The sequence below is a fragment of the Aureimonas altamirensis genome (genome assembly GCF_023702225.1).
In the GTDB taxonomy this organism is placed as follows: Bacteria; Pseudomonadota; Alphaproteobacteria; order Rhizobiales; family Rhizobiaceae; genus Aureimonas; species Aureimonas altamirensis_B.
This window is the reverse complement of record NZ_JAMQCO010000001.1, coordinates 142,393-163,754: the sequence shown is the minus strand read 5'-3', so window position 1 is coordinate 163,754 and position 21,362 is coordinate 142,393. Positions and strand designations below refer to the sequence as shown.

Annotated in this window: 17 protein-coding genes; 13 read left to right on the top strand and 4 right to left on the bottom strand. The window is 65.8% G+C overall.

Translation table 11 applies throughout. The annotated features are described in order from the left end of the window. The first annotated feature begins 29 nt into the window (after positions 1-29). From NDN16_RS00760 to NDN16_RS00735, 6 genes are all read left to right on the top strand, one after another. The gene (locus NDN16_RS00760; protein ID WP_251111714.1) at positions 30-1,592 is read left to right on the top strand and encodes an ABC transporter ATP-binding protein; all 1,563 of its coding nucleotides are present in this window, start codon (positions 30-32) and stop codon (positions 1,590-1,592) included. Beyond that, positions 1,585-2,673, top strand: a complete 1,089-nt coding sequence (locus NDN16_RS00755) for an ABC transporter permease (RefSeq protein ID WP_251111713.1) — start codon at positions 1,585-1,587, stop codon at positions 2,671-2,673. Before NDN16_RS00760 ends, NDN16_RS00755 begins: the two co-directional genes overlap by 8 nt. Further along, a complete protein-coding gene (locus NDN16_RS00750) occupies positions 2,670-3,596 on the top strand; it encodes an ABC transporter permease (RefSeq protein WP_251111712.1) in 927 nt (308 codons plus the stop codon). Before NDN16_RS00755 ends, NDN16_RS00750 begins: the two co-directional genes overlap by 4 nt. A gap of 30 nt (positions 3,597-3,626) precedes the next feature. Then, positions 3,627-4,709 carry a BMP family ABC transporter substrate-binding protein gene (locus NDN16_RS00745; protein ID WP_251111711.1) on the top strand — a complete coding sequence of 361 codons (1,083 nt, stop codon included), beginning with the start codon at positions 3,627-3,629 and terminating at the stop codon, positions 4,707-4,709. Between the two features lie 65 nt (positions 4,710-4,774). Further along, positions 4,775-6,157 (top strand): guanine deaminase, encoded by a 1,383-nt coding sequence (gene guaD / locus NDN16_RS00740; protein ID WP_251111710.1) that lies wholly within the window; start codon positions 4,775-4,777, stop codon positions 6,155-6,157. 82 nt (positions 6,158-6,239) lie between these two features. Then, on the top strand, positions 6,240-7,109 hold the full coding sequence (locus NDN16_RS00735) for a fumarylacetoacetate hydrolase family protein (protein ID WP_251111709.1): 870 nt from the start codon (positions 6,240-6,242) through the stop codon (positions 7,107-7,109). A gap of 7 nt (positions 7,110-7,116) precedes the next feature. On the opposite strand, the gene NDN16_RS00730 is transcribed toward NDN16_RS00735, so the two are convergent. Further along, positions 7,117-7,815 (bottom strand): GntR family transcriptional regulator, encoded by a 699-nt coding sequence (locus NDN16_RS00730; protein ID WP_251111708.1) that lies wholly within the window; start codon positions 7,813-7,815, stop codon positions 7,117-7,119. 73 nt (positions 7,816-7,888) lie between these two features. On the opposite strand from NDN16_RS00730, the gene NDN16_RS00725 reads away from it, so the two are divergent. The 5 genes from NDN16_RS00725 to NDN16_RS00705 all read left to right on the top strand — a co-directional run bounded on the left by NDN16_RS00725 (position 7,889) and on the right by NDN16_RS00705 (position 16,978). Next, a complete protein-coding gene (locus NDN16_RS00725; RefSeq protein WP_251111707.1) occupies positions 7,889-8,893 on the top strand; it encodes an ABC transporter substrate-binding protein in 1,005 nt (334 codons plus the stop codon). Between the two features lie 103 nt (positions 8,894-8,996). Next, positions 8,997-11,030, top strand: coding sequence for an alpha-1,4-glucan--maltose-1-phosphate maltosyltransferase (locus NDN16_RS00720; protein WP_251111706.1), 2,034 nt, complete (start codon positions 8,997-8,999; stop codon positions 11,028-11,030). Between the two features lie 60 nt (positions 11,031-11,090). After that, positions 11,091-14,414, top strand: a complete 3,324-nt coding sequence (gene treS / locus NDN16_RS00715; protein ID WP_251111705.1) for a maltose alpha-D-glucosyltransferase — start codon at positions 11,091-11,093, stop codon at positions 14,412-14,414. After that, a complete protein-coding gene (glgB, locus tag NDN16_RS00710; RefSeq protein WP_251111704.1) occupies positions 14,415-16,634 on the top strand; it encodes a 1,4-alpha-glucan branching protein GlgB in 2,220 nt (739 codons plus the stop codon). Between the two features lie 71 nt (positions 16,635-16,705). Continuing rightward, a complete protein-coding gene (locus NDN16_RS00705; RefSeq protein WP_251111703.1) occupies positions 16,706-16,978 on the top strand; it encodes a ribbon-helix-helix domain-containing protein in 273 nt (90 codons plus the stop codon). Positions 16,979-17,171: 193 nt separating this feature from the next. Here NDN16_RS00705 and NDN16_RS00700 read toward each other — a convergent pair whose 3' ends face one another. Together NDN16_RS00700 and NDN16_RS00695 are read right to left on the bottom strand one after the other, a co-directional pair. Beyond that, a complete protein-coding gene (locus tag NDN16_RS00700) occupies positions 17,172-17,453 on the bottom strand; it encodes a hypothetical protein (protein ID WP_251111702.1) in 282 nt (93 codons plus the stop codon). Positions 17,454-17,531: 78 nt separating this feature from the next. Further along, positions 17,532-18,713, bottom strand: a complete 1,182-nt coding sequence (locus NDN16_RS00695) for a M20 aminoacylase family protein (RefSeq protein ID WP_251111701.1) — start codon at positions 18,711-18,713, stop codon at positions 17,532-17,534. Between the two features lie 148 nt (positions 18,714-18,861). Here NDN16_RS00695 and NDN16_RS00690 point away from each other — a divergent pair, with 148 nt between their 5' ends. Continuing rightward, positions 18,862-20,043, top strand: a complete 1,182-nt coding sequence (locus NDN16_RS00690) for a D-alanyl-D-alanine carboxypeptidase family protein (RefSeq protein WP_251111700.1) — start codon at positions 18,862-18,864, stop codon at positions 20,041-20,043. Continuing rightward, positions 20,040-21,131: a CobW family GTP-binding protein gene (locus NDN16_RS00685; protein ID WP_251111699.1), complete on the top strand. Its 1,092-nt coding sequence runs from the start codon at positions 20,040-20,042 to the stop codon at positions 21,129-21,131. The genes NDN16_RS00690 and NDN16_RS00685 overlap by 4 nt, the downstream gene beginning before the upstream one ends. On the opposite strand, the gene NDN16_RS00680 is transcribed toward NDN16_RS00685, so the two are convergent. Continuing rightward, the gene (locus tag NDN16_RS00680) at positions 21,115-21,336 is read right to left on the bottom strand and encodes a sulfurtransferase TusA family protein (protein WP_251111698.1); all 222 of its coding nucleotides are present in this window, start codon (positions 21,334-21,336) and stop codon (positions 21,115-21,117) included. The two genes, NDN16_RS00685 and NDN16_RS00680, sit on opposite strands and share 17 nt — an antisense overlap. Positions 21,337-21,362: the final 26 nt, after the last annotated feature.

Here is a 21,362-nt window from a genome sequence, read left to right as displayed (position 1 = left end):
TGCCGGATGTCGTCGATAACGGGAGTACCATGCCGCCACGGCTCGAGCTCAGCCATGTGACGAAGCGCTATCCGGGTGTGGTGGCCAACAGCGACGTCTCCTTCGCCGTCGAGCCGGGGCGCATCCATGCGCTACTGGGCGAAAACGGCGCCGGCAAGTCGACGCTGGTGAAGATCATCTACGGCGTCCAGAAGGCCGACGAGGGCAGCGTCTCCATCGACGGCACGCGGGTGGACATCGCTTCCCCGCGTGAGGCGCGGGCCCACGGCATCGGCATGGTCTTCCAGCATTTCTGCCTGTTCGAGGCGATGACGGTGCTGGAAAACATCGCCCTCGGCATGGACGAGCCGCCGCCCCGCCGCGAACTGGAGGGACGCATCGCCGAGGTGATGCGGGCCTATGGCCTCGAACTGGATCCGCACCGCGACGTCCATACGCTGTCGGTCGGCGAGCGTCAGCGCATCGAGATCGTCCGCGCGCTGCTCGGGCGGCCCCGCATCCTCATCATGGACGAGCCGACCTCGGTGCTGACGCCGCAGGAGGTGGAGGTGCTGTTCTCCACGCTGCGCAAGCTGCGCCACGAGGGCTGCTCCATCCTCTACATCTCGCACAAGCTGGATGAGATCCGCGCCCTGTGCGACAGCGCCACCATCCTGCGCGGCGGCCAGGTGGTCGCCACCTGCGACCCGGCGCGGGAGACTGCGCGCTCCATGGCCGAGATGATGATCGGGGCAACCCTTGCCGACGTTGCCCGACAAGGCGGCGCGGCCAAGGGGCCGGTGAAACTGATGGTCGAGCGCCTGGGGTTGCCGGGCGAGCCGCCGTTCGGCACCACGCTGGCCGATATCTCCTTCTCCGTGCAGGCCGGCGAGGTGCTGGGGATAGCGGGCGTTGCCGGCAACGGGCAGAACGAACTGGTTGCCGCCATCTCCGGCGAGTCTCGCGAAGGGCTGGCCGGCCGTATCGCCCTCGACGGCGTCGACATGACCGCGAAAGGCGTATCGGGCCGACGCGCCGCCGGCCTCGCCACCGTGCCGGAAGAACGCAACGGCCACGCCGCGGTGCCGGCCATGAGCCTTGCCGAAAACGCCATCCTGTCCGCGCGCAAGCGCCGGGGGCTCGCATCCGGCGGGCTTCTGAAACTCGGCAAGGCGTCGTTCTATGCCGCCGAGGTCATCCGCGCCTTCTCCGTGCGGGCCACGGGGCCGCAGGCGGCCGCGTCCAGCCTTTCGGGCGGAAACCTGCAGAAATACATCATGGGGCGCGAGATCATGCAGGAACCGGCCGTGCTGGTGGTCGCCCAGCCGACATGGGGCGTCGATGCCGGGGCGGCGGGCTTCATCCGGCAATCCATGCTGGACCTCGCAGCGCGCGGGGCGGCCGTCGTCGTGGTCAGCCAGGACCTGGACGAGCTTCTGGAGATTTCCGACCGGATCGCGGTCATCAACGGCGGCCGCCTGTCGGAGCCGCGCCCGGTGGATTCCATCACGCTGGAGGAAATCGGCCTTCTGATGGGCGGCGTGCATGGCGACGGCGCCGGCGAGACGCACGGTGAGCAAACCGGCGGAGCGGAGGCGGAAGCCCATGCGTAACGCCGGCTTCCATCTGCGCTTCCAGCCCCGGCTGCAGCCCTCGCGCGCCATGCTTTACCTTTCGCCGGCGCTTGCCGTGGTGGCGACGCTGCTTGCCGGCGCGCTGCTGTTCACCCTGCTCGGCTACGACGGTGTGGGGGCCGTGCGCGAGATCTTCGTGACGCCGCTCTTCAACCCTTATCGCTGGCAGGACCTTCTGGTGAAGGCGGCGCCACTGGCGTTGATCGCCCTCGGCCTGTCGATCGGCTTCCGCGCCAATGTCTGGAACATCGGGGCGGAAGGGCAGTATGTCGTCGGCGGGCTCGCCGGCACCGGCATCGCCCTCCTGACGCTCGACATGGATGGACCCTGGATCTTGCCGGCCATGGTGGTTGCCGGTGTCGCAGGCGGCGCCCTCTACGCCGCGATCCCGGCCTTTCTGCGCGTTCGGCTCGGCGTAAGCGAGATCTTGTCCAGCCTGATGCTCAACTATACCGCCATCCAGCTCCTCTATTACCTGATGCGCGGCCCGTGGAAGGATCCGATGGGGTTCAACTTCCCGCAGACGGCGATGTTTTCCGGCGCTCAGACCCTTCCGACCGTCATTCCGGGCACGCTCATCCATCTCGGCATTCCGCTGGCGCTGGCCGCCGCGCTGACGGTCTGGTTCGTCATGGCGCGCACCGTCGCAGGCTTCGAGGTGCGCGTGGCCGGCCTTGCGCCCAACGCCGCGCGCTATGGCGGTTTCCGCGAGGGACGCATCGTCTGGCTGTGCCTTCTGGCCGGCGGCGGCTTCGCGGGGCTGGCCGGCATATTCGAGGCGTCCGGCCCGTTCGGGCAGATGGTGCCCTCGTTTCCGACCGGCTACGGCTTCACCGCCATCATCGTCGCGTTTCTGGGCCGGCTGCACCCGCTTGGCATCATCGTCTCCGCGCTGGTGCTGGCGCTCACCTATGTCGGCGGCGAAAGCGCCCAGACGGGCATCGGGCTTCCGGCCGCCGCCATCGGCGTGTTCCAGGCGATGCTGCTCTTCTTCCTTCTGGCGTCGGATATCTTCGTGCGCTACCGGCTGGCTTTCGGCCGCGAGGGGGCAAAGGCATGACGCCCGAATTCGCCGTCGCCATCTTCGTCGCCGTCGTCGCAGCCGCGACCCCGATCCTCATCGCCGCGCTCGGCGAACTGGTGGTCGAGCGCTCCGGCGTGCTCAATCTCGGCGTCGAGGGCATGATGCTCATCGGGGCGGTGACCGCCTTCATCGTATCCGTCAGCACCGGGGTTCCGGCGCTGGGCGCGCTGGCGGCGATGGCGGCGGCCGCCGCTTCCTCGCTGATCTTCGGCTACCTGACGCTGACGCTGGCAGCCAACCAGGTCGCCACCGGACTGGCGCTGACCATCTTCGGCACCGGCGTCTCCGCCCTCGTGGGCGCCAACTACGTCGGCATGACGACGCCGGCCTTCGGCAGCGTCTTCCCGGCCGCGCTGGCACAGGATCCGATCTGGCGGGTCGTCTTCGGCTATTCGCCGCTGGTCTATGCCTCGCTGCTTCTGACCCTCGGTGTCTGGTGGTTCCTCAAATACAGCCGCGCAGGGCTGATCCTGCGGGCGGTGGGCGAGTCCGATACCTCTGCCCATTCCATCGGCTATCCCGTCCTGAAAGTGCGCTACCTCGCGGTGCTCTTCGGCGGGGCGATGGCCGGCCTCGGGGGCTCCTTCTTCTCGCTGGTGCTGACGCCCATGTGGGCCGAGCGGCTGACCTCCGGGCGAGGCTGGATCGCCATCGCGCTGGTCGTCTTCGCGTCATGGCGGCCCGGCCGGCTGTTGCTTGGCGCCTACTTGTTCGGCGCGGTCATCACGCTGGAACTGCAGGCCAAGGCCGCCGGATGGTCGGGGCTTGCGCCGGAGTTCCTGACCAGCCTTCCCTACATCGCGACGATCGTCGTGCTGGCCCTGATCTCGGCGCGCAAGGCGAGCGCCAGGAATACCGCGCCGGCCTGCCTCGGCAAGCCGTTCCGCCCCACCGCCTGACTGGCAAGAACCGACAGAGGAGCATCGTCCATGTTCGCCACCACCCGCCGCAAGCTCATGCTGGGCGCCGCCGCACTCCTGTCCTTCGCCGTGGCCGGCACGGCCTCGGCCCAGCCGCATGAAGGCCCCGTCAAGGCCGCCTTCGTCTATGTCGGCCCGGTGGGCGATTTCGGCTATTCCTTCGCGCACGATCAGGGACGCAAGTTCCTCGAAGAGAAGCTCGGCGACAAGGTCGAGACGACCTATGTCGAGAACGTTGCGGAAGGGCCCGACGCCGAGCGCGTCATCCGCCAGCTCGCGCAGGACGGCAACGACATCATCTTCGCCACCTCGTTCGGCTTCATGAACCCGACGCTGAAGGTGGCCAAGCAGTTCCCGGACGTGAAGTTCGAGCATGCGACCGGCTACCAGACCGCCGAGAACATGGCCGCCTACAATGCCAAGTTCTACGAGGGGCGCGCCGTGCTGGGCACCATTGCCGGCATGATGTCGAAGTCCGGCAAGGCGGGCTATGTCGCCTCGTTCCCGATCCCCGAAGTGGTGATGGGCATCAACGCCTTCACGCAGGCGGCCCGCAAGGTGAACCCGGATTTCGAGACGCAGGTCGTGTGGGTGAACTCCTGGTACGACCCGGCCAAGGAGTCGCAGGCCGCCAGCGCGCTGCTTGACCAGGGCGCCGATGTCATCACCCAGCACACCGATTCGCCCGGCCCCCTGCAGGAAGCCGAGAAGCGCGGCGCCATCGCCTTCGGCCAGGCGTGGGACATGCAGAGCTTTGCGCCGAACTCCCACATGACGGCCATCGTGGACCAATGGGGCCCCTATTACGTGCAGCGCGTGCAGGCCGTGCTGGACGGCACCTGGGAGACGCAGAACGTGTGGCTGGGCATGAAGGAGGGCGAGGTCGTGATGTCGCCCTTCAACGACAAGATGCCCGACGACGTAAAGGCAGCCGCACAGAAGATCGTGGACGGCACGATCGACGGCAGCTACCACGTCTTCGCAGGCCCCATCAACGACCAGAGCGGCGCCGAGAAGGTGCCGGCGGGCCAGACCGTTTCGGACGAAGACCTGCTCAAGATGGACTGGTACGTCGAAGGCGTGCGTAACTGAGCATAACCGATGACTCCGGCGCGGCTTTCTTGCCGCGCCGGAGTCGCACGACAGGAGCCGTCGGCATGAACCCCGAGATCGCAGCCGAAGGCGTCACCGCGCTCCGCGCCCGGATTTTCACTTTCGGGGCGGATGCGACGCTGCCGGTGCACCATCCGGACGGGCTCGTGGTCATGCGTGACGGGTTGATCGAGCGGGTGGGCGCCTACGCCGATATCGCTCCGCTGCTGGACCCCGCCGTCCGGGTGGCGGACCACCGCCCCCATATCGTGATGGCCGGCTTCATTGATCCGCATCTGCACATGCCGCAGACGCAGGTGATCGCCTCCTATGGCACCGAACTTCTGGAATGGCTGTCGAAATACACTTTCCCGGAAGAGAGCCGATATCACGACCGCGCCGTCTGCGACGCGGCGTCGCGCTTCCTGCTGGATACATTGCTGCGCAACGGCACGACGACGGCCGCAGCCTATTGCACCTCGCATCCGCAATCGGCCGAAAGCCTGTTCGAAGAGGCTGCACGCCGCAACATGCGCATCACCGCCGGCAAGGTGATGATGGACCGCAATGCCCCGGAAGCCCTGACCGATACGCCGGAGCGCGCCTATGACGAGTCGCGGGCGCTGATCCAGCGCTTCGACGGCGTCGGGCGCCTGTCCTACGCCATCACGCCACGTTTCGCGCCCACTTCGACGGAAGCGCAGTTGGAGGTTGCGGGCGCCCTGGCGGCCGAAAATCCGAACATGGCCATCCAGACGCACCTGTCGGAAAACCATGCCGAGATCGCTTTCGTCGCAAACCTGTTTCCGTGGGCACGGGATTATCTGGACGTGTACGAACGCTTCGGGCTGGTGCGGCGGGGCGCGTTGTTCGGCCACTGCATCCACCTGACGGAGCGCGAGCGGGCATCCATGGCCGAGCGGCAGGCCAGCGCCATCTTCTGCCCGACCTCGAATCTCTTCCTCGGATCCGGCCTGTTCGACCGGCGGGGCTTGCAGGCCGGGGGCGTCATCACCGGCATCGCAACCGATATCGGCGGCGGCACCTCCTATTCCATGCTGGTGACCGCCGCCGAGGGCTACAAGGTGCTGGCGTTGCGGGGCGAGCGGATGACGGCCGTCGAGGCTTTCTACTGGATGACCGCCGGCAATGCCGAGGCGATGAACCTGGCGGACAGGATCGGCCGGATCGAAGAGGGGCTGGAGGCCGACCTGGTCGTTCTGGACCCCTTCGCCACGCCGGAGATGCGGCACAGGATGCAGCGGGCCGACAGCCTTGACGACGAGCTGTTCGCGCTTCTGATGATGGGCGACGACCGGGCCGTAGCGGCAACCTATGTCGGCGGTCGCGCGGCCTACCTTCCGGGCGGGACGGGTCTGGCCGCACGGCAGGACGGCGAGCCCCATGCCGGCGCCTCGATACAGGCCGCGTCGCAGGCCCAGCAGTAGCTGCACTTAATTTGTGTAAAAACGCTGGACAGAAAATAAAAAACATTTTCTAATCGGGAAAAGACGTTCCCGGGAGGAAAATGTGAAGCTCGTCACTTATCAGTCCGCGCATGGGCCCGCGGTCGGCGTCGTCTCGGACGACAGGGTTCATTCCGTATCGGAGCTCGTCCCCGGCGCCCCCGATACGATGATTGGCGTGATCGGCGGCGGTGCCGCGCTGCTGTCCAACATCCGGGCCGCTCTGACAGTGGCCGCAACGCCGGGCGTGGCGCTTTCGCAGACGACGTTGCTTGAGCCGGTGCCGGGCCACGGCAAGTTCCTGTGCATGGGGCTCAACTATCTGGAGCATATTCGCGAGGGCGGACGCGACCGCCCGGTGCCGGAGTTTCCGACACTGTTCCTGCGCACGCGCACCAGCCTGCTGCCGCCGGGCGGCGCGATCGTCGCCCCGCATGCCTCCGAGCGGCTCGATTACGAGGCGGAACTGGTGGTGGTGATCGGCAAGCGCGTCCGCAACGTGGACGAGGCCGCGGCGCTCGACGCCGTCTTCGGATACACGGCCTTCAACGACGGCTCGCTGCGCGATTTCCAGAAGCATACGACGCAATGGACGGCCGGCAAGAACTTCGATGCCACGGGCCCCTACGGCCCCGCCATCGTGACCGCGGACGAGCTGCCGTCCGGGGGCGCCGGCCTCGGCATCCGCTCGCGCCTCAACGGCGCGATCATGCAGGACGGCAATACCGACGACATGATCTTTTCCGTTGCGCGCATCATCGCCTATGCCTCGCAGGCGATGACGCTGGAGCCGGGCGACCTGATCGCCACCGGTACGCCCTCGGGCGTCGGGCAGGCGCGCACTCCGCCCGTCTTCATGAAACCCGGAGACGTCGTGGAGATCGAGATCGAGGGTATCCCCGCACTGCGCAACCCCGTCGTGGCCGCAGCCTGAACGGGTGTCAGGCCGCCGAGTTGCGGCCGAAATAGCGCTCGATGACGGCGAATGTCGTCATGTAGTGCTGCGTCAGCCGGGCAACGGCCAGTTCCGTATCCCCGGCCATGGCGGCATCGGCGATGGCCCGGTGCTCGTCCAGCGAGTCGCGCCGCTTGAAATTGGTCGAGGCGATATGCCGGTATCGGTCGGCCCGTTCCCGAAGTTCCCGGCAGTAGGCCAGCATGATCTGCGAACCGCAGGCGGAAAGGAGGGCGTCGTGGAATGCGTTGTGCCTCGGGCCCCAATCGGGGTTGGCTGTCTTTTCGTCGGCGCTCCAGTGCGGTGTGCGCGAAAGCCAGTGGAGGGCTACGACGACGCGCTCTTCCCACGTTTCGTCGCGATGGCGGATCGCCTCGCCCAGGGCGCAGCCCTCCATCAGGCATCGGGCATGCACCACGTCGCGCCAGTCTTCCAGCGAGATCGGCGCGACGGAAAAGCCGCGCTGGTCCTCCTGGGTGACGAGGCCCTCGGAGGTCAGGCGGTTCAACGCCTCGCGCACGGGGTTGATCGTCGCACCATAGGCCTTGCAGAGGCCGTCGATCCGCAGCTTGCGCCCCGGCGCAAGCGCGCCGCTCAGTATGTCGCGCCGGATGGCGGCGAAGGCCGTGCTGGCGGCCGTCGACCTGGCGGGCGCGGCGGGTTCGGGGATGGTCGTTTCGAGCATGGAGATGTCGTGGACTGCCTGTCGTCGGTAGAGCAGGCATTATAATGCATTATTTTTCTAGGGAGGATAAAAAATGCAAAAACATAGGAAGTTCGTCGTTTCGATAGCCGCCGCCATTCTGGCAGTGGCCACCGGAGCGCAGGCGGAAGACGTCATCATCGCCACCCCGAACCCGAGCTACGTGCCCCTGCTGCCGATCACGGTGGCGCTGGGCGAGGGCTATTTCGAGGACGAAGGGCTGAACGTGCGCGTGGAGGCGCTGAACGGCTCCGGTGCGGTCCTGCAATCCCTGGCGTCGGGGCAGGCACATATCGGCAATCCCGGCGCCGGCCCGTTCCTGTCGGCGCGGGCACGGGACCTGGATGTCACCTTCCTCTACCGCCTCAACCCGAACAGTTCCTACGGCCTCGTCGTACCCGAGGCGTCCGAGGCCGATACGCCGGACAAGCTCAGGGGCAAGGTCATCGGTATCGGCACGGCGGATGGTGCCGAGGCTGCTTTCACACGCTCGATCTTCAACGATTCCGGAATGACGGAAGGCACCGACTACTCCTTCCTCGTGGTCGGGGACGGTGGCCTCGCCATCGCGGCCTTCTCGCGCGGGGATATCGACGCCTATGCGGCGGCAACCGGCGACGCGGCCATCTTGAACAGCCGTGGCATCCCCGTGCGCAACATCACCCCCGATCGGTTCCGCAAGTTCTTCGGCAACGGGCTCGCGGCGATGACCTCCTATATCGAGGAGAATCCCGATGTGGTGGAACGCTTCGGACGGGCCGTCGTGAAGGGCGCGCGCTTTGCGGAGAAGCCGGAAAACATCGATACGGTGGTCGACCACATCGCCACGATCAATCCGCAGGAGGCGGAGGACCGCGACTTCGTCAAGGCGCTGGTGGAGCAGATCATCGTACGGCAGACGCCCTTCGAGCCGGCGAAGGGATTCGGGTACCAGGACCACGAAGCCTGGGTCGCATGGCAGGACAGTCTCGTCCAGTCGGGCGACCTCGAGCGGCCGGTCGCAGACCTGAATGCCGTCTACACGAATGATTTCGTCGAGCGCTGGAACGCCGTCGATTGAGAAATCAGGCTCCGCCCGGGTCTTTTTCGCCCGGGCGGAACTGGACATGTCCTCAACGATTCCTATCCCTTTAGTGCACCGCACAGGGCAGGGGACCGACGACATGGATGCCAAATCGTCAAAAGAGAAGCCGCGCAGCCCGAAGCGGGCGGAAATGCCGCCGGCTCCGGACGGACTGCGCATGCTGGCCCGCAACCGCGTGGCGATCGAGGGCGTGACGCCGCTCGTCGATGGCGGGCGTTTCGCCATCAAGCGGCTCGAGGGCGAACCCCTGAAGATCGAAGCCGACGTTTTCTGCGATGGTCATGAGAAGATCGGCGCCGCCATCCTGACCCGGCCGGCCGGTGAGGCGACCTGGCGGGAAACGCCTCTGGCCTTCGTCGAAAACGACCGCTGGGCCGGCGAGGTCGTGTTCGACAGGCCCGGGCCATGGCGCTTCACCATCATCGGCTGGCGCGATGCTTTCGGCACCTGGGCCAGCGATACGCGCAAGAAGCGCGATGCCGGGCAGGTAATCTCCCTCGAACTTGCGGAGGGGCGTGCGCTTCTGGATCGCGCCGTGGCCGGCAAGCGCGGCACGAAGGCCGACGCGACGGCGCTGGCGGCTCTGGTTGCGCGTCTCGATGCCGTGCCGGAAGCGGATCTCGACACGCGCTACGAGCTGCTGGAGGAAGAAGAAACCGTCGCCCTCCTGAACCGTACGGGCCCGCGCGACGAGCTTTCCACCTTCGAGGTGGAGGTACCCGTCTGGGTCGATCGCGAGCGGGCCGGTTTTTCCGCATGGTACGAATTGATGCCGCGGTCGCAGAGCGGCGACGTAAACCGGCATGGCACCTTCGACGATGTCGTGAAGCGGCTTCCGGATATCCGGGAGATGGGCTTCGACGTCCTCTATTTCCCGCCTATCCACCCGATCGGCCTCAGCAACCGCAAGGGGCGCAACAACGCCTTGAACGCAGCGCCGGGCGAGCCGGGCTCGCCTTATGCCATCGGTTCGGACGAAGGCGGCCATCGCGATATCCACCCGCAGCTCGGCACCTTCGACGATTTCGCGCGCCTGGTCGAGGAAGCAAAGGCCCATGGGCTGGAGATCGCGCTGGACTTCGCCATCCAGTGCTCGCCCGACCATCCCTGGATCAGGCAGCACCCGGACTGGTTCGACTGGCGCCCCGACGGCACGATCAAATACGCCGAGAACCCGCCCAAGAAATACCAGGACATCGTCAATGTGGACTTCTACCGCGAGGGGGCTATCCCGTCGCTGTGGTACGAGTTGCGCAACACGGTGCTGTTCTGGCTGGACAAGGGGGTGCGCATCTTCCGTGTGGACAATCCGCATACGAAGCCGTTTCCCTTCTGGGAATGGATGATCGCGGAGGTGCGCGCGGCCGACCCCGGCGTCATCTTCCTGGCGGAGGCGTTTACCCGGCCCAAGCTGATGAAGCGGCTGGCCAAGGTCGGATACAATCAGTCCTACTCGTACTTCACATGGCGGAACGAGAAGTGGGAGCTGGAAGAGTATCTGACCGAGCTGACGCAGGAGGAATGCGTCGAATACATGCGGCCGAACTTCTTCGTCAACACGCCGGACATCAACCCGGTCTATCTGCAGACCAGCGGACGCCCCGGCTTTCGCATCCGGCTCGCGCTGGCCGCGTCGCTGGCCGGCAATTACGGCGTCTATTCAGGCTTCGAGCTTTGCGAGTACGAGCCGGTACCGGGCAAGGAAGAATATCTGAACTCGGAAAAGTACGAGATCCGCGCCTTCGACTGGCATGCGCCCGGCAACATCCGCGACGACATCGCCTTTTTCAACCGGCTGCGTGCGGAGGAGCCGGCAATGAAGGCCTTCCGCAACCTCGCCTTCTACAATTTCTGGAACGAGAACGTCCTTTATTACGGCAAGCGGACGGAGGACAGGTCGTCCTTCCTGCTGTTCATCGTCAGCCTGGACCCTCACAACCCGCAGGGCGGCCATTTCGAGGTGCCGCTTTGGGAGTTCGGCCTGCCGGACACCGGCTCTCTGAAAGTGGAGGATCTGACGGACGGGCGGCAGTTCGTCTGGCAGGGCAAGGTGCAGCATTGGTGGATCGCGCCATCCCAGCGCCCTTATGCCGTGTTGCGCATTTCAGCCTGAGGCCGAGGAACCGCCCCGCTGCATGGGGCTTTTCCTGTGACGACCATTTGGGGAGCCAAGATGAACGAGCATGTGTCCGTATTGCCGGCCGTTGAAAACGCCGCGCCGAACCCGGAAGCAAACGACTGGTACAAGGACGCGATCATCTATCAGCTCCACGTCAAGACCTACGTGGACTCCAACGGCGACGGCATCGGCGATTTCGAGGGCCTGATCTCGCGCCTCGACTACATCAAGGAACTGGGCGTCACCTGTATCTGGCTGCTGCCCTTCTACCCGTCTCCGCTGCGCGACGACGGCTACGACATCGCCGACTATCGGGCCGTCAATCCAAGCTACGGCACGATGGAGGATTTCGAGCGGCTGGTGGACGAGGCGCACAAGCGGGGCCTGCGTATCATCACCGAGCTCGTCATCAACCACACATCCGACCAGCACCCCTGGTTCCAGGCCGCGCGCAACGCACCGGCCGGCAGTCCGGAGCGCGATTTCTATGTCTGGGCCGATGACGACAAGGGCTACGACCTGACGCGCATCATCTTCCTGGATACGGAGACGTCGAACTGGACATGGGATCCGGTGGCCGGCCAGTATTTCTGGCACCGCTTCTATTCGCACCAGCCGGACCTCAACTTCGACAATCCGAAGGTTCTGGAAGAAGTGCTTTCCGTCATGCGCTTCTGGCTGGACAAGGGCGTCGACGGGCTGCGCCTCGATGCGATCCCGTATCTGGTGGAACGAGAGGGCACCAACAACGAAAACCTGCCCGAGACGCACGATGTCCTGAAGAAGATCCGTGCAGAGCTGGACAGGGTCTATCCGGACCGGATGCTGCTGGCCGAGGCCAACCAGTGGCCGGAGGATACGCGCCCCTATTTCGGCGACGGCGACGAATGCCACATGGCATTCCACTTTCCGCTGATGCCGCGCATGTATATGGCGCTGGCCCAGGAGGACAGGCACCCGATCACCGATATCCTGCGGCAGACGCCGGATATTCCGGCCAACTGCCAATGGGCCATCTTCCTGCGCAATCACGACGAACTGACGCTCGAAATGGTGACGGAAGAGGAGCGTGACTACCTCTGGGCCACCTACGCCTCCGACAAGCGCGCCCGCATCAACCTCGGCATTCGCCGGCGGCTGGCGCCTCTGATGGGCAACGACCGCCGCAAGGTGGAACTGCTGAACGCGCTTCTGATGTCGATGCCCGGCACGCCGACCGTCTATTACGGCGACGAGATCGGCATGGGCGACAATTACTATCTCGGCGACCGCGACGGCGTGCGCACGCCGATGCAATGGTCGCCGGATCGCAATGGCGGCTTCAGCCGGGCCGATCCGCAGCGTTTGTACCTGCCGCTGATCCAGGATCCGGTCTACGGTTATCAGGCCGTCAACGTCGAGGCCCAATCGGCCAACCCCGCCAGCATGCTGTCGTGGATGCGCCGCCTGATCCAGGTGCGCGCCACCCGCGAAGCTTTCGGGCGCGGCGAGATCGTCTTCCTGTATCCGTCCAATCGCAAGATCCTGGCCTATGTGCGACAGAGCGGAGAAGACCGCATCCTGTGCGTGGCGAACCTGTCCAGCCAGGCGCAGGCGGTGGAGCTGGACCTGTCGGCCTATGCCGGCTCCATCCCTGTGGAGATGCTGGGGCTTTCGGCCTTCCCGCCCATCGGCGACGGCCCTTATGTTCTGTCGCTGCCGAGCTACGGCTTCTTCTGGTTCGCGCTCGGCGCGCCGGAGCAGGTGCGGGCCGCCAGCGACATCCTGCCCGCGCCGGAATTCACGACCCTGGTCATTACAGGCGACCTGAAGGACACGATCCCGGGCCGCAACCGGCGCGAGCTGGAAAGCGTTCTGCCCGGCTTCATCGGGCGGCAACGCTGGTACTCCGGCAAGATGGACGCGCCGAAAAGCGTGCGCTACGAGATCATGGGCGCACCGGAGCCGACCAACCGCAGGCACATCCTGGCGGAAGCCGTGGTGACCTCCAGGAGCGGCGAGACGCAGACCTATTTCCTGCCGCTGGCCGCGCGCTGGGGCGAAACAAACCCCGCGCGTGACGCCAACAACCTGCCCTACACGCTGGCTCTCATCCGGCAGGGGCCTCAGATGGGCGCCGTCATCGATGCCGGTCGCGATGCGCAGTTCTGCATCGACCTGACGCGCATCCTGTCGGCGGGCAAGTCATTGACGCTCGGAGACTGGACGATCGACATCGAAGCGTCTTCGGTACGGGCGGAGGCCTTGGAAAATGCCGCGTCCGTCGAGGCGGAGGCCGTCGCGCCGATTTCCGGCGAGCAATCCAATTCCTCCATCGCCATCGGCACTGCCGCCATCCTGAAGATCTATCGCCTTCTGCGCGACGGGATCCAGCCGGAACTGGAGGTTACGCGCTTCCTGACGGAAAAGACCGGCTTTACCGGCGCCCCCGCGCTGCTGGCCAGCGCCGAGGCGGTGCGTCCGGACGGCACGCGCGCGGCCATCGCGGCGCTGTTCGAAAGGGTCGAGAACCAGGGCGACGCCTGGAGCCGCATCACCGAAAGCCTGTCGCGCCACCTGCGGGATACGGCCTATGGCGTGGAGGAGGTCAGCGAAACGGACGAGGAGGGGCCAACCGAGGCCATGTTCGCCCTCCAGTTCGATCCCGGCGAAGCCATCGGCCGCCGCACCGGCGAGATGCATGCCGCCTTGCAGACGCGCACCGGCGACGCCGCCTTCGACCCTGAGGAGATGACAACCGAATGGCTGGGGGCCGCTGCCCGCAAGGCGGCCGACGAAGCCGACGCCGTGCTGGACAAGCTGGCCGAATGGCGCGCCCGTGGCGCCGATGGCCTCGAAGACGAGGTCGATCGACTGCTGGCCGGCCGTGCCGCGGTGCGCCAATGGTTCGAAGCCATCGCAGGCCGGACGGCCAAGGGCGTGCTGACGCGCATCCACGGCGATTTCCATCTGGGACAGATCCTGGTGGCACGCAACGATGTCGTCATCCTCGATTTCGAGGGAGAGCCGGGCAGGCCGCTCGAGGAGCGGCGGGCCAAGTCTTCGCCGTTGCGGGACGTTGCCGGCATGCTGCGCTCCTACGACTACGCAGCCTTCGCGGCGCGCGACCGCACCGGCCCAACGGACGAGGCGACGAGCGAGCGCATCCGCGAAACGGCCGAAAACTGGCGCGATCAGGTCAGTGCCGACTTCCTGACGGCATGGTCGGCGGCAAGCGGGATCGATCTGGACGATGGCGGCAACCGCGCCCTGCTGGACCTGTTCCTGGCCCAGAAGGCTTTCTACGAACTGAATTACGAATTGTCGTCGCGGCCGGCATGGCTGTCCATTCCGCTGCGCGGCATCGTTACCCTTCTCAAAGAGAGGCAGGTCATCTGAATGGCAAAGGCTCAATTGAAGGCAGCCGCGGCTCCGTCACCGGAGCATCGGCTGGACGAGGGCGCCGTGACCGCCGTGGAGAACGGCTCCCACGGCGACCTCTTCTCGATCCTCGGGGCACATGGTGGCGGCGCGATGCGCGTCATGCGTTGCTTCCGCCCCGGTGCGGAGGCGGCGAGCGTCGTCGCCCATGACGGTTCGGTCGTCTCGGAGCTGGAGCCCCAGGGCGCTTCCGGCCTGTTCACAGGGACGGTTCCCGGCACGGTGGAGGCCTATCGGTTCCGTTTCCGGCACGGTTCGGTCGAATGGGAAGAGGAGGATCCGTACCGCTTCGGGCTCATCCTCACCGACCTGGATGCCTATCTTCTGGCAGAGGGACGGCACTACAGGCTGTATGAGAAGCTCGGCGCGCACCCGACGCATATGGACGGCGTCGCCGGGACGCGTTTTGCGGTCTGGGCGCCGAACGCGCGCCGCGTCTCGGTGGTCGGCAACTTCAACGCCTGGGATGGGCGCCGGCACGTCATGCGCCACCGGCACGAGACTGGTATCTTCGAGATGTTCATCCCCGGCGTCGCGCCGGGCGAAGTCTACAAGTTCGAGATCGTCGGCCCCCATGGCGAAGTTCTGCCCCTGAAGGCCGACCCGGTCGGCTTCCTGCAGGAATCCGCGCCTTCGACCGCTTCCGTCGTGGCCGGCCTCGTCGAGCATGAATGGGCCGACGACGATTTCAGGGCCAAGGACCACGGCTGGCAGGGCCGTGACAGGCCCGTCACCATCTATGAGGTGCATCTTGGCTCGTGGCGCCGGGGCGCGGACAACAGCTTTCTCGACTACGACGCGCTGGCGCGCGAGCTGGTGCCCTACGTGCAGGAGATGGGCTTCACGCATGTGGAGTTTCTGCCGGTATCGGAGCATCCGTTCTACGGCTCGTGGGGCTACCAGCCCATCGGCCTCTATGCGCCGACCGCGCGCTATGGCGACCCCGCCGGCTTTGCCCGGCTGGTGGATGCCTTGCACGAGGCCGATATCGGCGTGCTTCTGGACTGGGTGCCGGGCCACTTCCCGACCGACGTCCATGGGCTGGGCCGGTTCGACGGCACGCCCCTTTATGAGCATGCCGATCCGCGCCGCGGCTTCCACAAGGACTGGAATACGCTGATCTACGATTACGGGCGCACGGAAGTGAAGAACTTTCTGGTCGCCAACGGGCTCTACTGGCTCGACCGCTTCCATGTGGATGGCCTGCGCGTCGATGCCGTCGCCTCGATGCTCTATCTGGACTACTCGCGCAACCATGGCGAGTGGGAGCCCAACATCCACGGGGGGCGGGAAAACCTGGAGGCGATGGCGTTCCTGAAGGAAACGAACGAGCGCGTCGGCGACTATTTCCCAGCCACGGCCACCCATGCCGAGGAATCCACGTCCTTCCCCAACGTATCGCGGCCCACCTATGAAGGCGGACTCGGCTTCCACTTCAAATGGAACATGGGCTGGATGCACGATACGCTGGACTACATGGAGAAGGAGCCGATCCACCGGCGCTATCATCAGCACCAGATGACGTTCGGCATGGTCTACGCCTATTCCGAAAACTTCATCCTGCCGCTCAGCCACGACGAGGTCGTCTACGGCAAGGGTTCGCTCCTCGGCAAGATGCCGGGCGACCAGTGGCAGAAATTCGCGAACCTTCGCGCCTATTTCGGCTTCATGTGGACGCATCCCGGCAAGAAGCTCCTGTTCATGGGCGGCGAGTTCGGCCAGTCGGCCGAGTGGAACCACGACCAGTCTCTGGACTGGCACCTGTTGCAGTATCCCGAACATGCCGGCGTCCAGCGCCTCATCCGGGATCTGAACACGCTGTATCGCGGCGTACCCGCGCTCTACGAAATGGATTGCGACCCGGCCGGCTTCGAATGGGTGGACACGTCCGACGAGGAGCAGAGCATCATCACCTTCCTGCGCAAGGACAAGCATGGCGGGCCGGTGCTGGTGGTGTGCAACTTCACGCCGAACCCGCATCATGGCTATCGTGTCGGGGTGCCGCGCGGCGGCTTCTGGCGCGAGGCGATGAACACGGACGCCGACATCTACGGCGGATCGAATGTCGGCAATATGGGGGGCAAGCAGGCCGACGACTTCGGCGTCAACGGCCGCCCCTTCTCGCTCGGCCTGTCGATTCCGCCTTTGGCGACGATGGTCTTCGTGCCGGAACAATAGGATACGCTTGCTCATGGTATGCGAGACGCATGCCATGAGCCGATATCCGTATTTCAACGAAGGTTTCGATCATGCCGAATGTCGAGAAGCTGACCATCGCGCTCACGTCGGAGATGGCACTTTTCGTGCGCCACGAAGTGGGACGTGGGGCCTATGCGTCCACCAGCGAGGGGATCCGCGAAGCGGTGCGGGAATGGCAGGAGCGCCGGGATCTTCTTGGATACTCGGTCGATGAAATCCGATCGCTGACGCAGGCCGGCATCGACAGTGGACAGAGCGTTCGAACCATTGCCGACATCAAGGCGGAAGCGCGTCGTCGCTTGTTCCCGGCCGATGGGAAGTAATGGGTGCGGCGCCTTGTTCTCAGTAATCGCGCCGATCAGGACCTTATCGATCTGTGGTCGTATATCGGAATCAACGATTCCGCCGCGGCGGACCGTTTGCTCTTTACAGATGTCTTGGGGATACGGTCGAGATCCTTCGTGTTGTCCACGGCAGCCGAGACTTTCGCGACATCGAACCTGACTGATCCGCCACTTACCGATCGACCGCGAAGGCTTCGCGGCGTCCCAGCCGGCCGCCCCGGCGCTGGATCGCGCCGATGGCAAGCTGCTGCGAAATCGGCTTGGACAGGACCGGCAGGACGCGGGCTTCCCATATGCCGCGTTCTTCGGCCGACAGATGGCCCTGGCCCTTCTCGGCGACGATTGAGGCGACGCGCGCATCTTCGGAGCGAGGCTTCAACAGGCCCGCATCGAGGGCTTCGACGATGAGGTTCCGCAACTCCGGATCCACCGCGCGATTGTGTATGGCTGACATTTCGACTGCTTTCCCCACCTGATGCGAGCGGAACTTAAGCGCGGAAAATGAGATGTCCATGACACATTCACGGATTTCTCATGATCCTTCATCGGACCCGGACAAGCTCCGCTCCACGAGCGCGATCCAGTAGGATGCGCCGTAGCCGATGGCATCGTCGGCGAAGTCGTAGGCCGAATTATGCAGGCCCGCACTCGGCCCGTTGCCGATGAAGATGAACGCGCCGGGCCGCTGCTCGAGCATGTAGGAGAAATCTTCCGCGGCCATCAGCGGCGGGCAGGATCGATCGACGGCGTCGTGCCCCGCCACCAAAGCGGCCGCCTCTGCGGCCAGAGCCAGTTCGGCCGTATGATTGCGCGTCACAGGGTAGTTGCGACGATAGTCCAGCCTCACGGATACGCCATGAATGGTGGCGATGCCTTCGGCGATCGCGCCCATCCGCGCCTCGACATGGTCGCGGGTCTGTGCCGACAGGCTGCGCACGGTGCCGGATACGCGGGCCGTGTCGGGAATGACGTTGTGCGCGAAACCGGAATGGAACTCCGTCACGGAGACGACGAGGCTGTCCAGCGGATCGGCGTTGCGCGAGACGATCTGCTGGAGGGCGCCCACCAGCGCCGTGCCGGCCAGGATGGGGTCGTCCGTCTTCTGCGGGATTGCGGCATGGCCACCCCGGCCGACGATGGCGAAGGCGAATTCGTCCGTGGCGGCCATGATGGGCCCGTCCCGCATGGCGAAGCGCCCGACGGCAAGTCCCGGCAGATTGTGCATGCCGTAGACGCGGCGGATGGGGAACCGCACGAACAACCCATCCTCGATCATGGCCTTCGCACCGGCGCCGCCTTCTTCGGCCGGCTGGAAGATCAGCGCCACGCTGCCCTCGAAATCGCGCGTCCGGGCAAGGGCCCGTGCCGCGCCGAGCAGCATGGCCATGTGTCCATCGTGTCCGCAGGCGTGCATCCGACCGGGGCGCGTGGACGCATAGGCAACGCCGCTCGCCTCCTCTATGGGCAGCGCGTCCATGTCGCTGCGCAGGCCGATCATCGGGCCGCCAGGGCCGGAGCGTCCGTGCACGATGCCGACGACGCCCGTGCGCCCGATCCCCGTCTCCACGACGTCGCAGCCGAACTCGACGAGTTTGCCGGCAACATAGGCTGCCGTATCGACCGTGTCGTACAGCAGTTCGGGAATGGTATGGAGATGCCGGCGCCAGGCGGCGATCTCCGTTATCTCGTCGGCGATGCGGTCGTGAATCGGCATGGAGTTCGTGGTCCGATTTCGTTATTGCGAAGGCAAAGGCTACAATCTTCGCCTCACCCATGCCACGTGACGGGCGCAAGGGTTAAGCTTGGCTCAAGGTTCGCGCAGGACGGGCCGATGACGCAAGCTGGATGAAAGGGTCGATCGAATGGCTTGGGCAGGCGGACGAGGAGTTTGCGCGGCGATTGCGTTGCTGGCGGCGCTGTCCGCGCTTCCGGCCGAGGCTGGACCGTCCATCGCCGTCGATGTGGCGACGGGCAAGGTGTTGTCGCAGGACAATGCCAGCCAGCGCTGGTATCCGGCCTCGACCACGAAGCTCATGACCGCCTATCTGGTGCTGCGCGAGGTGCAGGCCGGCCGGGCTTCGCTGGATACGCCCGTCGTGGTCACGCGGCTCGCGGCCGCGCAGGCGCCCAGCAAGATGGGGTACCCCGCCGGCTCCGTCATCCGGCTGGACAAGGCTTTGCGGATGCTGCTCGTCAAATCCGCCAACGACATCGCCGTGGCGCTGGCCGAGTCCATCGGAGGCTCTCACGAGGGCTTCGTCGCCCGCATGAATGCCGAGGCGGCGCGCCTGGGCATGCGGGACACGCACTTCATCAACCCCAACGGCCTGCCCGGACCCGGCCAGTATTCCAGCGCCAAGGACCTCGCCATCCTTGCGGTGGCGATCCGTCATGAGTTTCCGGCCTTTACCGATTACTTTTCCACCGAGGCCATCCGGGCCGGCGACGCGACCATGGTCAATGGCAACGGGCTTCTGGGCCGTCTGCGCGGGGCGGACGGGATGAAGACGGGCTATATCTGCGCATCGGGCTTCAACCTCGTTTCCAGCGCCACGCGCGACGGACGCACCATCGTGGCCGTCGTGCTCGGGGCAGAGGGGCCGATTTCCCGCGAGCGGGAGTCCGCCCGCCTGCTGGAAGACGGATTCAAGGTGGATCCCGCGAAGGCCGAGTTCACCGTGGCGCAACTGCCGTCGTCGAGCGGACCGCCCTTCGACGTTTCCGAAACGGTCTGCTCGCCCGAGGCGCGCACCGCGCGCGCCAACGAGCGCAAGCTGGAGAACGACCGGGAACAGCCTTTCGGTTCGCCCTTCCTGACGGCGCTGGACCGCGACCCGGTCGTCTATCCGGTCGAGCTCGGCGGTGCAGCCGGCGGCCACGGTGCGGCGCCGGGCGTCTCCGTCATCGCCGGCTACGGCATCCCGGTGCCCACATGGCGGCCGGAGCCGCCCCAGCTCGTCGAAACGGGCGATGCGGCAGCGGACGCCGGGCGCGCGGCGCGCGTCCTGTCGACACCTGCCGACACGCGGGAAGCCGCGCAATGAACCTTCCCCTGCGCGTAACGGTGCTGACAGGGTTTCTCGGCGCGGGAAAGACGACGCTTCTCAATGCGCTGCTGAAGCATCCCGACATGGCGCGCAGCGCCGTGATCGTGAACGAGTTCGGTGAAGCGGGGCTGGATCATCTGCTGGTGGAAAGCGCCAGCGAGGAGATCGTCGAATTGTCCAACGGATGCATCTGCTGCTCCGTGCGTGGCGAACTGGTGGACCGGCTCGCCGATATCGTGGACCGGCTGCAGACCGGCCGCTTGCCGCCCATAGAGCGCGTGCTGATCGAAACCACGGGAATGGCGGACCCGACGCCGGTCCTGACATCCATGATGGGGCATCCGGTGCTGGCGCAGGCCTATGCGCTGGACGGGGTCGTGACGCTGGTCGACGTCCATGCCGGCCTTTCCGGCATCGAGGGTCGTGCCGAGGCGGAACGCCAGGTCGCCGTTGCCGACCGGATCGTATTGACCAAGTCCGACCTGTCGGAGCCGGGTGCCGACCTTCTCTCGTGGATCGCGCGGCTGAACCCGCGTGCGCGGCTTCTGGATGCGGCCAAAGGCGAAGCCGTGCCCGCTACGCTGATGGAGGCCGGCGTCGTCAATTCCCGCACGCGGGAGGCGCAACTGGCCGCGTGGCTTGGCGATGGCGGGTGCGGCTGCGGCGATCCGCACCATCATGATCATCACCATCATGAAGGGCACGGGCACGGGCACGGACTGGTGAATACCGTGTCGATCCTGTCGGATACGCCGTTGCCCATCGGGCAGATGGAGGAATTCGTGAACCTCGTCCTGTCGCTGCACGGCGACAGGCTGCTGCGCATGAAGGCCATGCTGCTGACGCGGGAAAACCCGGCACGCCCGCTGGTGCTGCATGCGGTGCGCCGGTTCCTGCATCCGCCGGCCTTCCTGCGCGAATGGCCGCAATCCATCCGGCCGCACAGCCGCTTCGTGCTGATCGGCGAGCGGCTGGACGAGGCCAGGCTGCGCGATCTGTTCGCCGCCTTTGCCGGTGGCCTGCGCAGCGATGCGCCGGACAGGTCCGCGCTGATCGACAATCCCCTGGCTATCCCCGGCGGATGATGAAGCGCCAGCCACCGCCGTCCAGCGGCGTGGTCGACAGGAGCTCGTGGCCTGCCTTGTTGCACAGATGGGTGATGTCCAGCGGGGCCAGCGGATCGTCCGCAAGGATGCTCAAGTGTCGCCCCGCCGGCAGCGCCGCAAGCGCCTTTTCCGTCCGCAGGGCCGGTAGCGGACATTTGAGGCCGATGACGTCGAGTTCCTGCAAGCGTCCGTTTCCCCGCCCGTGAATTT

What these genes read in the sequence shown, in the direction of transcription:
- NDN16_RS00730 (WP_251111708.1), bottom strand. Translation starts at nt 7,815, where the DNA reads ATGCTCGAAACGACCATCCCCGAACCCGCCGCGCCCGCCAGGTCGACG.
- NDN16_RS00725 (WP_251111707.1), top strand. Translation starts at nt 7,889, where the DNA reads ATGCAAAAACATAGGAAGTTCGTCGTTTCGATAGCCGCCGCCATTCTG.
- NDN16_RS00755 (WP_251111713.1), top strand. Translation starts at nt 1,585, where the DNA reads ATGCGTAACGCCGGCTTCCATCTGCGCTTCCAGCCCCGGCTGCAGCCC.
- guaD (WP_251111710.1), top strand. Translation starts at nt 4,775, where the DNA reads ATGAACCCCGAGATCGCAGCCGAAGGCGTCACCGCGCTCCGCGCCCGG.
- treS (WP_251111705.1), top strand. Translation starts at nt 11,091, where the DNA reads ATGAACGAGCATGTGTCCGTATTGCCGGCCGTTGAAAACGCCGCGCCG.
- NDN16_RS00750 (WP_251111712.1), top strand. Translation starts at nt 2,670, where the DNA reads ATGACGCCCGAATTCGCCGTCGCCATCTTCGTCGCCGTCGTCGCAGCC.
- NDN16_RS00690 (WP_251111700.1), top strand. Translation starts at nt 18,862, where the DNA reads ATGGCTTGGGCAGGCGGACGAGGAGTTTGCGCGGCGATTGCGTTGCTG.
- NDN16_RS00700 (WP_251111702.1), bottom strand. Translation starts at nt 17,453, where the DNA reads ATGTCAGCCATACACAATCGCGCGGTGGATCCGGAGTTGCGGAACCTC.
- NDN16_RS00720 (WP_251111706.1), top strand. Translation starts at nt 8,997, where the DNA reads ATGGATGCCAAATCGTCAAAAGAGAAGCCGCGCAGCCCGAAGCGGGCG.
- NDN16_RS00760 (WP_251111714.1), top strand. Translation starts at nt 30, where the DNA reads ATGCCGCCACGGCTCGAGCTCAGCCATGTGACGAAGCGCTATCCGGGT.
- NDN16_RS00685 (WP_251111699.1), top strand. Translation starts at nt 20,040, where the DNA reads ATGAACCTTCCCCTGCGCGTAACGGTGCTGACAGGGTTTCTCGGCGCG.
- NDN16_RS00695 (WP_251111701.1), bottom strand. Translation starts at nt 18,713, where the DNA reads ATGCCGATTCACGACCGCATCGCCGACGAGATAACGGAGATCGCCGCC.
- NDN16_RS00705 (WP_251111703.1), top strand. Translation starts at nt 16,706, where the DNA reads ATGCCGAATGTCGAGAAGCTGACCATCGCGCTCACGTCGGAGATGGCA.
- glgB (WP_251111704.1), top strand. Translation starts at nt 14,415, where the DNA reads ATGGCAAAGGCTCAATTGAAGGCAGCCGCGGCTCCGTCACCGGAGCAT.
- NDN16_RS00745 (WP_251111711.1), top strand. Translation starts at nt 3,627, where the DNA reads ATGTTCGCCACCACCCGCCGCAAGCTCATGCTGGGCGCCGCCGCACTC.